This window comes from Providencia rettgeri (assembly GCF_041075285.1).
GTDB lineage: Bacteria > Pseudomonadota > Gammaproteobacteria > Enterobacterales > Enterobacteriaceae > Providencia > Providencia rettgeri_G.
In genome coordinates, this window is the sequence record NZ_CP163512.1 from 1173933 (window position 1) to 1188267 (window position 14335).

At 42.3% G+C, this 14335-nt stretch carries 10 protein-coding genes and 1 pseudogene; 7 read left to right on the forward strand and 4 right to left on the reverse strand.

Annotated elements, in window-relative coordinates; all coding sequences use genetic code 11:
• Positions 1-1770: 1770 nt before the first annotated feature.
• A complete protein-coding gene (locus AB6N04_RS05285) occupies positions 1771-2460 on the reverse strand; it encodes a helix-turn-helix domain-containing protein (protein WP_369310854.1) in 690 nt (229 codons plus the stop codon).
• A gap of 205 nt (positions 2461-2665) precedes the next feature.
• Between AB6N04_RS05285 and AB6N04_RS05290 the strand changes: the two are divergent.
• From AB6N04_RS05290 to AB6N04_RS05300, 3 genes and pseudogenes are all read left to right on the forward strand, one after another.
• Positions 2666-4992 (forward strand): annotated as a pseudogene (locus tag AB6N04_RS05290) (molybdopterin-dependent oxidoreductase).
• 2 nt (positions 4993-4994) lie between these two features.
• Positions 4995-5543, forward strand: a complete 549-nt coding sequence (locus tag AB6N04_RS05295; RefSeq protein WP_369310855.1) for a 4Fe-4S dicluster domain-containing protein — start codon at positions 4995-4997, stop codon at positions 5541-5543.
• Between the two features lie 2 nt (positions 5544-5545).
• On the forward strand, positions 5546-6364 hold the full coding sequence (locus AB6N04_RS05300) for a dimethyl sulfoxide reductase anchor subunit family protein (protein ID WP_369310856.1): 819 nt from the start codon (positions 5546-5548) through the stop codon (positions 6362-6364).
• 161 nt (positions 6365-6525) lie between these two features.
• Here the strand turns inward: AB6N04_RS05300 and AB6N04_RS05305 are convergent, their stop codons facing one another.
• Both AB6N04_RS05305 and rne read right to left on the reverse strand, forming a co-directional pair.
• A complete protein-coding gene (locus AB6N04_RS05305; protein WP_369310857.1) occupies positions 6526-6825 on the reverse strand; it encodes a putative quinol monooxygenase in 300 nt (99 codons plus the stop codon).
• Positions 6826-7022: 197 nt separating this feature from the next.
• The gene (gene rne / locus AB6N04_RS05310) at positions 7023-10292 is read right to left on the reverse strand and encodes a ribonuclease E (protein WP_369310858.1); all 3270 of its coding nucleotides are present in this window, start codon (positions 10290-10292) and stop codon (positions 7023-7025) included.
• A 541-nt stretch (positions 10293-10833) separates the two neighbouring features.
• Between rne and rluC the strand changes: the two genes are divergently transcribed.
• Positions 10834-11793, forward strand: coding sequence for a 23S rRNA pseudouridine(955/2504/2580) synthase RluC (gene rluC / locus AB6N04_RS05315; RefSeq protein WP_369310859.1), 960 nt, complete (start codon positions 10834-10836; stop codon positions 11791-11793).
• Between the two features lie 46 nt (positions 11794-11839).
• On the opposite strand, the gene AB6N04_RS05320 is transcribed toward rluC, so the two are convergent.
• Positions 11840-12424, reverse strand: a complete 585-nt coding sequence (locus AB6N04_RS05320; RefSeq protein ID WP_369310860.1) for a nucleoside triphosphate pyrophosphatase — start codon at positions 12422-12424, stop codon at positions 11840-11842.
• Between the two features lie 143 nt (positions 12425-12567).
• Here AB6N04_RS05320 and yceD point away from each other — a divergent pair, with 143 nt between their 5' ends.
• Genes yceD through plsX form a run of 3 tightly spaced genes read left to right on the forward strand, consistent with a single transcriptional unit; the run spans position 12568 to position 14327 of the window.
• The gene (gene yceD, locus AB6N04_RS05325; RefSeq protein WP_369310861.1) at positions 12568-13092 is read left to right on the forward strand and encodes a 23S rRNA accumulation protein YceD; all 525 of its coding nucleotides are present in this window, start codon (positions 12568-12570) and stop codon (positions 13090-13092) included.
• 12 nt (positions 13093-13104) lie between these two features.
• Entirely contained in the window at positions 13105-13275 is a 171-nt protein-coding gene (gene rpmF / locus AB6N04_RS05330; protein ID WP_047755811.1) for a 50S ribosomal protein L32, read from the forward strand.
• Positions 13276-13286: 11 nt separating this feature from the next.
• The gene (plsX, locus tag AB6N04_RS05335) at positions 13287-14327 is read left to right on the forward strand and encodes a phosphate acyltransferase PlsX (protein WP_369310862.1); all 1041 of its coding nucleotides are present in this window, start codon (positions 13287-13289) and stop codon (positions 14325-14327) included.
• Positions 14328-14335: the final 8 nt, after the last annotated feature.

Sequence of the window (14335 nt, forward strand, 5' to 3'; positions counted from 1 at the left end):
GGTTTAATCGAACATAAGCACGCCATAGGCGTGAGGATCGCGACAGATTTCTAGGTAATTCCCTCCTCATTTTTGATACGCTGCTTCTGTATATTCCTAGGGGCTGTTTATCTTTGCTGGTCAATTTTTATTCGAATTAAAGCCATTTTAGGCAAGGCAAGAGCCTATCAACGCAGCATCAAATGAGTGAAACGAGCTTTAATCGAACCCGTAGGCTGCGTTTAGGGACAACAATTGATTCAAATCGTTGTCAGTCTGTACTATGGATACATTTAGCCATTTTTTTGGGTTGTTTTTGACCTTTTTTAGCGGTAAAAATTAGCATCAAAGATAAACAGCCCCTAGGCCCGCTAAATGATTATTTTAAGATGAACCGCTATTATGGTTGTTGAGCCAATCGCAAGCGCAGTTGTTTATTATCAAAAATGTATGACGCCTTAGATATAATATTTTTTAATAACCTAGAAAATCAAAATCGGCTTTGCCGCACTGATTAAAGGATTTTTAAACACCTAACCAGATTAATGTATTTTATACAAAACCGATTGCGTTTTATTAGTACGAAAAAAGGTATTCAGCGACTAGGTTACGCTTATAAAGACCAGATAAAATAGCCAAAAACGATGGCTATAAATCGTAACTTAGGAACAGTATACCTATTATTTTGGTTTCGCCTAAAAAAAGCTAGGTTACTCGTTTTCATAGTTAAGTTTAAATATAATAGAGACTATTTAGCCTATATAAGATAAATACAACATCATCAGTTCGTTAAACAGCCTACCTGACTTTCTAATTATTATCCTTATAACCTATTGATACTATGTGTTTTTAGCTGGCTTTCTTCGACCAGTTATATAAACCGCGTGAATTGTCCAGATAACATAATAAAAACAGGTTTATTCCGATTGAAAATAGTCACTGAATTATTTTTACCTTTTTTAATTGTGCCGATTTGATTTTTTCAAATCGGTGATATTAGAAGCGGTAACACTCAAAAATTGTTAAGTCATTATTTGTTTCTAAACTAGAATTATGAGTTTTTCATGGCATCTTTAAAATCGGTTATTAAAAGCAATTATATTAAGCAAAAACTTCAACTTGTAATCCATATTATTTGTATAATGGGTGATGTTTTAATTATGATAGCAAATAAGAGCGTAAAATTATAACTCATTTTAAAAGAATAACTCTATTTAAATATGTATTTTGTGAGCAATAATGTTGATTATCCATCAAGCATCATACAGATAATATTGGTATTCATGATAATTGTAATTGCACGCTATTTTAATCAATCGTTATTTCTTCTTTTCTGTAACTTACATAATTGCTTATCGTGTTGCATTCAATTCACAAGCAATTGAACTGATACTGGTTCCAGTCTGAATACATTCTATATAATTGGCTACAACAGAAATCATTTATAGCAACAGAACCACTAATATGCTCTCACTAATTCGCGGCGGCTTAACGTTATAACTGCCGTTTCAATTGGGTTTCGTGGGTTTTCTGCCTTTTAATCAAATGCTGATATGTCCACTCCCTATGAATTGAGACATAACAAAGTCTAGTTTTCTAGCTGGTTACGATCAGCCTTTAGAAGATGAATTCACCGTTTACGTATGTAGCTTAGGTTACAATCTTGCTGGCAATACCTCGCTAATTCTGGCAGTGGGTTTTATTAGCAAAATATCGCCAAACATTTTATGTTTGCGAGTTGCTGAGTGTGCTTAGACTTTTTTACCACGCTTATTTTACTTATGGTCAAGACTATAATGAGAGTGTTTTTACTTGCTTAATGAGTGCACTGGCTAACGACTCCATCTGCGATTTCTCAATAAAGCCCATGGTCACGGCAGCGGCGAGTAATTCACCTTCTTGGTTAAAAACAGGGCAAGCAATAGATTGTGCACCGGGGATGCCTTTTGTCGGTTCATAGCGAATAGCATAACCTTGTTGTGCCACTTTATTGATCTCATCGGGTGAGTAAGCATCGCTGGCAAATTGTTTATCAAAAGCCGTATAAATTAACCCTGCTGCACTTTTAGCAATAGGTAATGGGGTGTTCGGTAAGAAATCAATCTCAATATTTTTAAAGCTGCGGTTATATTTAACCAGCGATAATGATTTACCTGAACGCAATGCAACGCCAGTTGAAACGTTGTGCTCATCGCGAAATTGAACCAGACTATTATTAATAACCTCGACAAATGACCCTTCAGGCTCGACGAAATTAGCTAAAAAAGTGATATTTCGACCTAATCCATAACGACTGGTTTGTGTATCTTGATAGAGCATTTGTGTACGGCAAAGTGATACCAAATATTTATGCAGGCGGCTTTTGGAGATGCCACAACCTTTAGAAATATCCGCTGCACGCGCTATCCCACCATTTTGAGCAATAAAATTTAAAATGTTTACAGCGATATCAACAGAATTAACACCTTGCAGGGTAGACATACACAAGCCTCTCTTTAATCAAGTTCCTCTATTTTATCATGAGTCACTGATCCCTGCTAACAACCTGATAATGGCTACTGATTATTAGGGCGTAAAAACTTCATATCGATAAATAATCGCAAACCTTGATTCGCCTCAAGTTCACTATTTGTGACTGGAGTATATATATAGTGTACTTATAAAGGCAATGTCGAGGTTTACCATAATGAGAACAATAAATGAATTACGTCTAAAACGCCGAACGCTCTTAAAGGGGCTAGGCGTTGTTGGATTGGCGACGATAACCCCCTGTTCTTTTGCGCAGGGGAATAATAATCAGCCGCTTCCAAAGGTGCGGTTAAAATTATCTGATTACAAAACTTTCCGTTCAACGTGTGCGATGGAGTGTTTGCACTGTAACTTAACTGCATATACCTACCAAGGTAAGCTAATGAAAATACAGGCAACAGAGGGTTTTAATGTCAAATGTTGTTTGCGAGGAATGAGCAGAACGAAATGGGTGTATCACGACCAGCGTATCACAACACCATTATTACGTGTGGGGGAGAAGGGGAAAGCAGAATTTAAAGGGATTAGCTGGGAAGAGGCACTTGACCTAATAGAAAAAAATATTCGTGAAACTATCACAAAGTATGGTAACGAAGGATTATTTATTTCTACGCATGCGGGGAATATGGACTCCATCAAAAATGATATGGGTAAGGCATTTTTTGATTATTTAGGTGGCGCCACAAAACAAGCGGGGTCTTTATGCTGTTCAGCCGTTACCGCTGCGATGATCCCCATGTTGGGCTTACGCTATGCGGATACGCGAGATACTATCGCGGATAGCCGTTATATTTTATGTTGGGGAAATAACCCCGCAGTGACCATGCAGGCGTACTTTAAAAATTATAACCAAGCAAGGAAAAATGGTGCTCGGTTAGTGGTGATTGACCCGCGATTTAGTGAAACAGCGGCAAAGGCAGATGAGTGGATCCCTATTATTCCTGGGACAGATACCGCCTTAGCCCTTGGGATGATTAAAATTATCATTGAAGAAAACCGCATTGATGAGGATTTCCTGCGAGCACATACTGGGGCTGTCTACCTAGTGGATGAGGATCAGCAGCAAGTGAGGCAAGATGCAACTGATCCGGATAGTTATTTAGTGTTTGATACAATGAGCCAGCAATTAGTTCGCCATGATTGCGCAAACATTAAACCCGCATTATTCCAGCATGAATTGCCTAATCAACTGGGTTTGACCACCGTATTTGAACAAATTTATCAACAAGCAAAAGCGTGGGATACGGCGCGGGTAAGTGCAGAAACAGATGTGCCTGTCGAAACGATTGTACGTCTTGCTCGTGATTATTCGTCCATTACACCGTCGATGATTGTACAAAATATGTCAGGAGCCCAACGCACAGAACATGGCGCATATGTAGCCGCAAGCCAATTTTATCTTGCTTTGCTAACAGGAAATATCGGGAAACGCGGTGCGGGTGTCTGTGATGCCGGTGGTGTAAGGCAAATGGCTAAATTTAGTCCAATTGTGCCGCCTGCTCCTAATGCAAAAAATATCCCGTCGATCCCGGTTGCAAAAGTGGGCGACTATATCGTGAATGAAAAACCCCATCCAATTAATTTCTGGTGGATCATGACGATGGGGGTAATGACACAATTGCCGAATACCAACAAAGTACGAGAAGCCCTGAAAAAAGTCCCTTTTGTTGTTGTTGCAGATAATTTGATGAGCTCAACGGCATTGTATGCGGACTTAGTCTTGCCAGTGACGACAATTTTTGAGGATACCAGCTTGATGGCAGGGGTACGTAGCCAATATGTACAATTGATGGAGAAAGCGGTTGAGCCAGTGGGTGAGGCGAAGCCTGATTATTGGATCTTTGCTCGTTTAGCAGAGCGTTTTGGCTTTGGTGAAGTATTTAATAAGCCCATTGAACACTATATTGATGCTTGCCTTGTAGGCTCTGGGATCACACGTGAAATGCTCAAAAAAGGGCCAGTGAGACCGGTCGAAGGGGATTGGATCCCATTTAAAGATGGGGTGTTTAGAACGTCTACCAAAAAGGCCCATTTTTTTATTGAAGAGTGGCAAAAGAAAAATTTCTCACCGGTAGTGGCTTACTACCAAGTGAAGGAATCAGTCAAAGGTTCACCGGAACTTGCCAAAAAATACCCGTTAATGGCAGTGCAACGTAAGTTAGCGCGTAGTGTTCACTCAAGCCATGGAATGAATGGATCCTCGAAGTACAGCGTAATCAGCCAAATGTGTTAATTCATCCTGAAGATGCTCAAGCTCGTGGAATTGAAAATGGTGAATGGGTCGTCACGTTTAATGATAGAGGGGAACATAGAGCGATTGCAGTGGTCACGACACACATTAAGAAAGGGGTAATTTCTCTTGATAATGGCTGGTGGGAGCAACAAGGAGGAAGCAGTAGCCATGTGACAAATGACCAAGTGGAACATTTAGGTACAGGTCATTGCTGTAATAGTACGCTTGTAGATGTTAGAAGGGAGGCATGATCATGGTTAAGCAATATGGTTTTTTAATTAATACAAAAGATTGCTATGGCTGCCGCACTTGTTCAATGGCGTGTAAATCGGAGAATGTCACCCCACCAGGTGTTTTATGGCGCCGTGTTCGTGAGTTTAATGATGATTCACCGAATACACAGGCGTTTATCACAATGTCGTGTAACCACTGTGATGATCCCCAATGTTTAAAAGTTTGCCCGGCAGATACTTATACCAAACGAGCTGATGGTATCGTGGTGCAAGACCATGAGAAATGTATCGGCTGCCAAATGTGTATTATGGCATGCCCTTATCATGCTCCTGTTTTTGATCCAGCAGAAGGAAAAACCAGTAAGTGCAATATGTGTGCTGAGCGTTTAGATGAAGGGTTATTACCACGCTGTGTTGAGTCTTGCCCTACAGGTGCAATTGAGTTTGGTGACATTTCTGCACTACGTAAAAAGCATACTACGAACTGGGCGGTACTCGAGAAACGCTACAATATGCCTGATCATACAATCAGTCAGCCAAATATTGTGATTATTGGAATGGAGGACTGAGCATGAATATTCATCATATGGAACTTCCGTTGGTATTTTTCACGGTGATGAGCCAGTGGGGGATAGGTGCTGTTTTCGCATTGACGCTGTACCAAATGAAAGCCAACAAAGCGAATCTATTGTCGGGGTCTATACTACGTCGTGCAGTGTTATTGATCTGGTTGATTGAAGTTATTGGTTCATCAATGTCAATGGGGCATTTAGGGGTACCTTTTGCAGCCTATCGTTCTGTACTTGGGTTAAGTCATTCGTGGTTAAGCCGTGAAGCGGTGACATTTGTACTATTAAACGGGATGATAACGCTCTGGGCACTGTCATGTTGGATCTCCCCTCAAGTAAATAGGCGCAATCAGTTACTCGGCTGGTTGAGTGCTCTTGGTGGTATTGCGGCTATTTTTGTGACTGCACAAGTATATTATCAAATGGTTGCACATCCATTATGGCATACGCCAGCGACGCAGATTGCATTTATCGGTAGTGCGGTTGTTCTTGGTTTTAGCCTAGTAGCCTTATTCGTTATTGGACAAGGAAAACAATTACCGCCAATGAGCAAAATAGGGGTGCTGATAGGCGTCGCACTGGTATTCGTGGCACAAGTCATTCGCTTGCAGCTACCTGCTAGTCAAGGAGGGAGTTATTTACTCTGGTGGCAGGTGGTGATGAGTATGTTACTGCCTTGTATAGTGGCGATGAAAGGATATAAAGCGCAACAGCCATCAACGAGTTTAACCGTCTTGGTGATGTTAGCTATATTTAGCGGTGAGTTAGCGGGGCGTGCACTATTTTATGGTTCGGTGATGATCCAAGCGCCGTGGTTCTAAAAGTCCGCGTCATATTTAGTGCTGCGGCGGTATTGGTTAGGTTCATTTATAACGCGAACTATTTAAAGGAATACGATTAAATAGCCAATAAAATTATACCTTATTGTTTATTGGCTAAAATAGCTTTGGTGGCACATCGTTAAGCGCAAGGTACTTTAGTGCTATTTATCTGGTGCAAATGCGCTGTTCATCAGCTTAATGATGGGGTCGGATTTTTTATAACCATTGATAAGGGGAACGAGGCGCTTGAAATGCTCACTAGCACAGTGGGTATCAAGCGCTTCTTGGTTAGGCCATTCTTCGATAAAAATAAAATGTCCCGGATCTTTTTGGTCAACGTACAAATCATAACTGATGCAAAGGGGCTCTTGTTTAGTTGCTTCAACAAGTTCACGGTATAACGGTATGACTGTTTCAATTGCTTCCTTTTTAATAAAATCTTCTGCAATGACTTTTAACATAATAGATCCCTTTTCTTTTTGATTGCGCACTGTATGAAATTACAGTTATATAATCACAGGGATAACCTGAACGCAATAGTCGAATATCAGTAATCGATGAAAGTTTTCATTGAAAAATGGTTCATTTTGATACAGTCAATAATAAAAAAGCCTTGATGGTTTCCCATCAAGGCTTAGAGACTTAACGCTGTGCTGCTTTAGAAATTCTCGGGTTTTGCCATCTCTGAAGTTGCCACATTTGAAGCGACATGGCCACCCGCACCGCCTTTACCTTCAAAAGTAGAAGCTTCACGTTGGTACTCGGTAATTTCAAATGGCACACCCGCAGTTTCTGGGGCTGGTGCTTTTGTCATTGGTGAATACGCATGGCATTTATGCAAGCTTGTTACTGCTGCGGGCTCGCTCACTTTAACAGCGCCATTCACTTCAACTTCAGTGGTATCTGATACTGTTTCAACGATAACCTCAGCAGCGGACGCTTCTTCGGTGATTTCAGTGTGAACTGATACGTCTTCGATTTCGACAGGCGCTGTGGTGTCTGATTTAACGGTTTCAGTTGACGCGGCCACAACATTGGCAGTGACTTGTTCAACCACGTCATCAACCACTTCTTCAGTCAGCGTCTCAGGTTGAATTGCTTCAACGGATTCGACTTCAACTTCAATTTCAGCAGGTGCTCCCTCAACAGCTTGCTCAGCAACTGGTTGTTCAACGACAGGGGCTTGAACGTGACTCTCTACAACTTGTGCGACAACGGCTGCTGATTGAGCGACTTCAACGGGCGCAACGGTAACAACTGACGGTAAGCTATTTTGTGACGCTGTCACTTGTTCAGTTTCAGTTACTGGTACATCAGTAATACTTTGTTGTTCGAGCATTTCTTCATTCGTAATAATTGGCATGCTCTCTTGTTGAGGCTGCACAATAGGGTAATGAATAAAGACTTTACCTGAAGCAAGTTCTGGTGACGCGACTGCTGCGGTTAACGGCATTGGTGAGCTATTAAGATGACGCTCATCACGGTAACGACGGCGACGTTGACCACTTACACGTAAGTGACGAGGAGAACGGCGCGAACGACGAGGAATGATAGTGTCTTGTTTCTCTTCGCCATCTGCTTGGCTGGTTACATCACGCTGATCGCCAGTTTGCACTTGGTCTTCAACTTGATTAGCTGTAGCAACTGGGGCAGGTAATGCTGCGATTGGAGCGGATACAACAGGCTTTACAATATCATTATTCACTACTTGTTCGTTATCCGTCACGCGAATTTTTTGCGTTAATTGACGGCGTTGGCGACGAGGAGTGACAGGACGTTTCTCTTCTTCTTCCCTTGCATTTGTTGCTTCAACATTATCTTGCTGAGCATCTTGTTGAGCTTTTGCCGTTTGCTGTTGACGTTTTTCATCTTGACGACGACGGCGATCAGCACGTTGCTCACGGCGCTGTTGCTGGCTGTCACGATTGGTGTTTTCAGCGGTTTGCTCATCTTGCGGTGCCGCATTTTTATTGTGACGACCTTTGTTACGATTATTCGTTTCTTCCGATGAAGCATTACGATCATTGCGGTTGTTACGATTATCGCGATTGTCTCTGCTTTCATTTTCATCACGATCGCGGCGATTATTATTGCGACGCTCGTTATTACGACGACGATCGTTATTGCGGCGACGGTCATTATTGCGTGTTTTAGGCGCAGGCGCTTCAGCCACTTTCTCTTCTTCACCGCCAAAGAGACCTTTAAAGAATGCCGCAATTTTGCTAAATAAACCGGGTTGAGCTGGCTCATTTGCGACTGATTTTACTGGTGCCTTAGTCGGGACGGCTTCTTTCGGTTTAGCAGCAGGAAGCTCTACAGGTTCTTGCAGGGCAAATGCAGAAATTGCAGGTTGCTCTGGCGCTTTACGTTCAGCGTTTGTTTCATCACTCTGAGCAAGGGTTTCAGTTTCGTGATATTGAGCTAAGTTATAGCTCAGGGTATTGACTTCTTCGCCTTTACGGATACGGATCACATGGAAGTGAGGCGTCTGCATTTGGTCGTTTGGCACGATAACAACGCGAACGTGAGCTTGGCGTTGCTCAATATCGCTGACGGCTTTGCGTTTTTCATTCAGCAAGTAAGAGGCGATTTGTACAGGAACAATAGCATGTACTTCATGGGTATTTTCTTTCAGTGCTTCTTCTTCAATTAAACGAAGCACAGACAATGACAGTGATTCGTTATCCCGGATCGTCCCTGTGCCCATACAACGTGGACACACATGGTGGCTTGACTCACCTAATGATGGGCTCAAACGTTGACGGGACATTTCTAATAAACCGAAACGTGATATGCGGGCAATCTGAATGCGAGCACGGTCTTGGCGAACCGCTTCACGTAAGCGGTTTTCCACTTCACGTTGATGTCTAACAGGGGTCATATCGATAAAATCGATAACGATAAGGCCACCAAGATCTCGCAGGCGTAATTGGCGAGCAATTTCATCAGCAGCTTCAAGGTTAGTATTGAAGGCGGTTTCTTCGATGTCACCACCACGTGTTGAACGTGATGAGTTGATATCAATTGCGGTCAATGCTTCAGTGGTATCAATGACTAACGCGCCACCGGAAGGTAAACGCACTTCACGCTGGAATGCAGATTCAATTTGAGATTCGATTTGGTAATGACTGAATAAGGGAACATCACCACTGTAGTATTTGATTTTGCTGGCAAAATCACCACGACCGATCGCTTCGATATGGTTACGCGCCATTTCGACGACTTTCGGGTTGTCGATCAGAATTTCGCCGATATCAGGGCGTAAATAATCGCGGAATGCTCGAACGATAACGTTACTTTCCTGATGGATGAGGAAAGGCGCAGGGCGGTTTTCAGCTGCTTTTTGGATAGCTTCCCAGTGACGTAAGCGGTACAGTAAATCTTGTTGCAGAGATTCTGCGGATTTACCCACACCTGCGGTACGAACAATCAGACCCATGCCATCTGGAATTTCTAAAGAAGACAGCGCTTCTTTGAGTTCTGTACGGTCTTCCCCTTCAATACGACGAGAAATCCCCCCAGCACGTGGGTTATTTGGCATTAACACTAAATAACTACCGGCCAGACTAATAAAAGTGGTTAATGCGGCACCTTTATTACCACGCTCTTCTTTATCAACTTGTACAATAACTTCTTGGCCTTCTTTTAACACATCTTTGATGTTTGGGCGGCCTTGAGAGTGGTAGTTGCTTGGGAAGTATTCGCGAGCGATTTCTTTGATAGGAAGGAAACCGTGTCTTTCTGCACCATAATCAACAAAAGCGGCTTCAAGACTAGGTTCGATACGAGTGATTTTACCTTTGTAAATATTCGCTTTTTTTTGCTCATGACCTGGGCTTTCAATATCCAAATCATAGAGACGTTGCCCGTCAACAAGGGCAACACGCAACTCTTCCTGTTGAGTTGCGTTTATTAGCATTCTTTTCATGTTATTACTTACTCATTATTTTCTTTTAAATAAAGAGCAGCGAAAGAAAGAGCTACTGTAAACCGATGGCCTCGTGATTTTTACAGAACCGTCTGCCTCGCGGCAGTCGTTCGTATAGAGACGCGCAGTATTCGGTGAACCTGATTTTTAGATTAAAAATTCAGCGTTCTTAATCAGGATGCCGTAAATTATCATGAAAACGGAAGGTCCCAACCCAATAAGCCAAAATTCGTTGCTCGCTAATTTATTTGATATCGCTAAATGTCTTACGCCATTGCTGCATTATTACGCTATCAAATAAGAAATCCTATAAACGCCAATTTTCGTTTTTTAAACATCTCGGCAATTACATATTATTCCATTGCCATGTGCATTATAGCAAGTCGATAAGGAAGTTATATGGAAATTTTATTTAGAAATAGGATAAATCATGCAGAAAATAACCAAAATAAAAAAAAACATAAAAAAATTCGTGGAGTCGGTATGATAGAGGGAGTCAATAAGCGCATATTTTAATCAATTAGAGTTAACGCATTTTCGAATGAATACACAAAACCAAGTTCAATTTATAGACATCAGCGATGACGAGGCAGGGCAACGCATCGATAACTTTTTGCTCACTAAGCTCAAAGGTGTACCCAAGAGCATGATTTATCGCATTATCCGCAAAGGAGAAGTGCGGGTGAATAAAGGGCGGATTAAGCCTGAGTACAAACTGATTGAAGGGGATCAAGTTCGCGTGCCTCCCGTCAGAGTCGCGGAGCGCGAGACGGCGACGGTTTCGGCTAAATTAGATAAAGTGGCAGCATTAGCCGATTGTATTTTATTTGAAGACGATTCTATTCTTGTGTTGAATAAACCATCAGGCACGGCGGTACATGGTGGGAGTGGGTTGAGCTTTGGTGTTATTGAAGGGTTGAGAGCTTTGCGACCTGAAGCCCGTTTTCTCGAACTTGTTCATCGCCTTGACCGGGATACTTCCGGCATTCTATTGGTTGCCAAAAAACGTTCTGCTTTAAGAGCGTTACACGAACAACTGCGCTTAAAAACGATGCAAAAAGATTATTTAGCATTAGTGCGTGGCAATTGGCAATCTCATGTTAAAGTGGTTCAAGCTCCGCTGCTGAAAAATATTTTGCAAAGTGGTGAGCGTGTCGTCAAAGTTAGCAGTGAAGGAAAACCATCGGAAACACGGTTTAAAGTAGAAGAGCGTTTTGAGAATGCAACATTAGTGAAGGCGAGCCCTGTCACAGGGAGAACACATCAAATTCGTGTGCACACTTTGTATGCAGGTCACCCAATTGCTTTTGATAACCGTTATGGTGACGAACAATTTGATAGCCAATTAGCAGGCACTGGTCTTAATCGACTGTTCTTGCATGCCAGTGCGTTAAAATTTACTCATCCCAAAACAGGTGAGGAGATGCGCCTACAAGCCCCAATGGGGCAAGAGTTAACCCATTGTTTAAAGGTATTACGCCAACGTAAAGTGACATCTTAAGCGCCTGCTGCTGGCGGGTAAAAGCCTATTACCCGCCAATCATTCGTTAATCCAGCAACGGGTTAACACCGTGTTGCCGTAGCATGTCGAGGAGCAAAATAAGTGGCAGGCCAATCAATGTATTTGGGTCTCGTCCGTCAAGTCTATCGAATAAGGTAATGCCAAGTCCTTCAGATTTAAAACTGCCAGCACATTGGAACGGTTCTTCTTTATACAAGTAGTTGGTGATCTCTTGGTCCGTTAATTTGCGAAAATGCACATCAAACAATTCACATTGCAGATTAAATTTACCTGTCGCGGAATCTAATAGGCACAGCCCAGTATAAAATGTGATGGTATTCCCGGACGCCGCTTTCAACTGGTTGAATGCATTTTCAAAGGTATGAGGTTTCCCCACTATTTTTCCATCAATAACACAGACTTGGTCAGAACCGATAATTAAATGTTGTGGGTAGTGTTCTACGAGTGCAGCTGCCTTGGAATGGGATAAACGCATGACTAAAGCTTGAGCAGATTCGTTTAAAACAGGTGACTCATCAATATTTGGAGAAGAGGCTAAAAAAGGTAAACCTAATTTTTTTAGTAAGGCCTGTCGATAGGGTGAAGTTGACGCCAAAATAATCGATTTCATGATTTTTCTCGAAACTCGTAGCCAAAAGGGTTAACTCATTTTAAACTATAAACCGCAAAACCTGCGATTTTTTGGTGAAAAGGCGAGTTTACCCCGCCTTTTTCTTTGACTATAGCTCATTACAAAGTTAATATGCGCGCCTTATGCAAAAGGTAAAATTACCCCTGACTATCGATGCGCAGCGTGCAGCTCAGAAAAACCTCGACTATGTCGGGAGTTATACACCTGAGCAAGTTGCTCGTCTTGCAGAATCAGTAGTCAGTGTAGATAGTGATGTAGAAACCGAATTATCATTTAGCATTGATAAACAGCGTCTCACGGTTATCGAAGGGAAATCCCAAGTGGAACTCACCCTCCAATGCCAACGCTGCGGAAATAATTTCAAACATCATGTCTACGTATCGTATTGTTTTAGTCCTGTCGTCAATGACGAAAAGGCCGAAGCATTACCGGAGCACTACGAACCAATTCAAATTGATGAATTTGGTGAAATAGATTTGCTGGGAATGATAGAAGATGAAATAATTCTTTCCTTACCAGTTGTTCCGGTCCATGATTCTGAACACTGTGAAGTGTCCGAAGCGGATATGGTGTATGGTGAACTACCTCCTGAGGCAGAAAAACCAAACCCATTTGCCGTATTAGCCAGTTTAAAGAAAAGTACTTAAGGAGTAAGGTCAATGGCCGTACAACAGAATAAACCAACTCGTTCAAAACGCGGTATGCGTCGTTCACATGATGCACTGACTGCTACCCTAGTTTCTGTAGATAAAACTTCAGGTGAAACTCACCTGCGTCACCATGTGACTGCAGACGGTTTCTACCGTGGCCGTAAGGTTATCAGCAAGTAATTGTTGGTACTTTGGCTAATCTAACCATTGCGTTAGATGCTATGGGCGGGGATGTTGGTCCTCGCGTCACAGTGCCTGCTGCATTGCAGGCACTGGCATCTAATTCAGCACTCAAATTACTGCTTGTCGGTCAACCCGAAGCCATTCAACCTTTGCTTGCACACTTAAGCGCCGAGCAAATTTCGCGTGTCGAAATTATTCCTGCGGATGGCGTTATTGCTAACGATGCCAAACCATCAAATGCAATAAGACAAAGCAAAGGAACCTCGATGCGAGTGGCCTTGGAGTTAGTGAAGACAGGGCAGGCACAAGCCTGTGTGAGTGCCGGAAATACAGGCGCATTGATGGGATTAGCAAAATTGATGTTGAAGTCCATAGACGGTATTGAGCGCCCAGCGTTAATGACCATCTTACCGAATCAGCAAAAAAGCCAAACGGTGGTGCTGGATTTAGGGGCAAATGTCAATTGTAGCAGTGAAATGTTAGTGCAATTTGCCGTAATGGGTTCAGTGATGGCCGAAGAAGTGGTCAATATCACAAAGCCGAAAGTTGCGTTGCTTAATATCGGTGAAGAAGAGAGCAAAGGACTGGATAATATCCGCGAAGCCGCCGCAGTGTTAAAAGAAACGGCATCCATTAACTATATTGGTTATGTTGAAGGTAATGAATTACTAACGGGCAAAACTGATGTACTGGTGTGTGACGGCTTCGCAGGTAACGTCTCATTAAAAACAATGGAAGGGGTGATCCGCGTTATTCTTTCTTTATTAAAATCGGCAGGCGACGAAAAGAAAAAACGCAGTTGGTTAATGCAACTGGCGAAAAAGTGGCTAAAAAAACGATTGATGAAGCGTTTTGGCGATATGAACCCCGACCAGTATAACGGTGCGACTCTGTTAGGATTAAAAGGTATTGTGATCAAGAGTCATGGTGCGGCTAACGAAAATGCCTTTAAAGCTGCGATTGACCGTGCAGTGCAAGCTGTTGAAAAACAAGTGCCAGAAAGAATAACAGCGCGATTAAATATTGTTTTACCCAGGAGTGATCAATAACCTATGGC

Bases quoted from the DNA above. Each gene is read 5' to 3' on its own strand.
- AB6N04_RS05285 (WP_369310854.1), bottom strand. From the start codon at position 2,460: ATGTCTACCCTGCAAGGTGTTAATTCTGTTGATATCGCTGTAAACATT.
- AB6N04_RS05295 (WP_369310855.1), top strand. From the start codon at position 4,995: ATGGTTAAGCAATATGGTTTTTTAATTAATACAAAAGATTGCTATGGC.
- AB6N04_RS05300 (WP_369310856.1), top strand. From the start codon at position 5,546: ATGAATATTCATCATATGGAACTTCCGTTGGTATTTTTCACGGTGATG.
- AB6N04_RS05305 (WP_369310857.1), bottom strand. From the start codon at position 6,825: ATGTTAAAAGTCATTGCAGAAGATTTTATTAAAAAGGAAGCAATTGAA.
- rne (WP_369310858.1), bottom strand. From the start codon at position 10,292: ATGAAAAGAATGCTAATAAACGCAACTCAACAGGAAGAGTTGCGTGTT.
- rluC (WP_369310859.1), top strand. From the start codon at position 10,834: ATGAATACACAAAACCAAGTTCAATTTATAGACATCAGCGATGACGAG.
- AB6N04_RS05320 (WP_369310860.1), bottom strand. From the start codon at position 12,424: ATGAAATCGATTATTTTGGCGTCAACTTCACCCTATCGACAGGCCTTA.
- yceD (WP_369310861.1), top strand. From the start codon at position 12,568: ATGCAAAAGGTAAAATTACCCCTGACTATCGATGCGCAGCGTGCAGCT.
- rpmF (WP_047755811.1), top strand. From the start codon at position 13,105: ATGGCCGTACAACAGAATAAACCAACTCGTTCAAAACGCGGTATGCGT.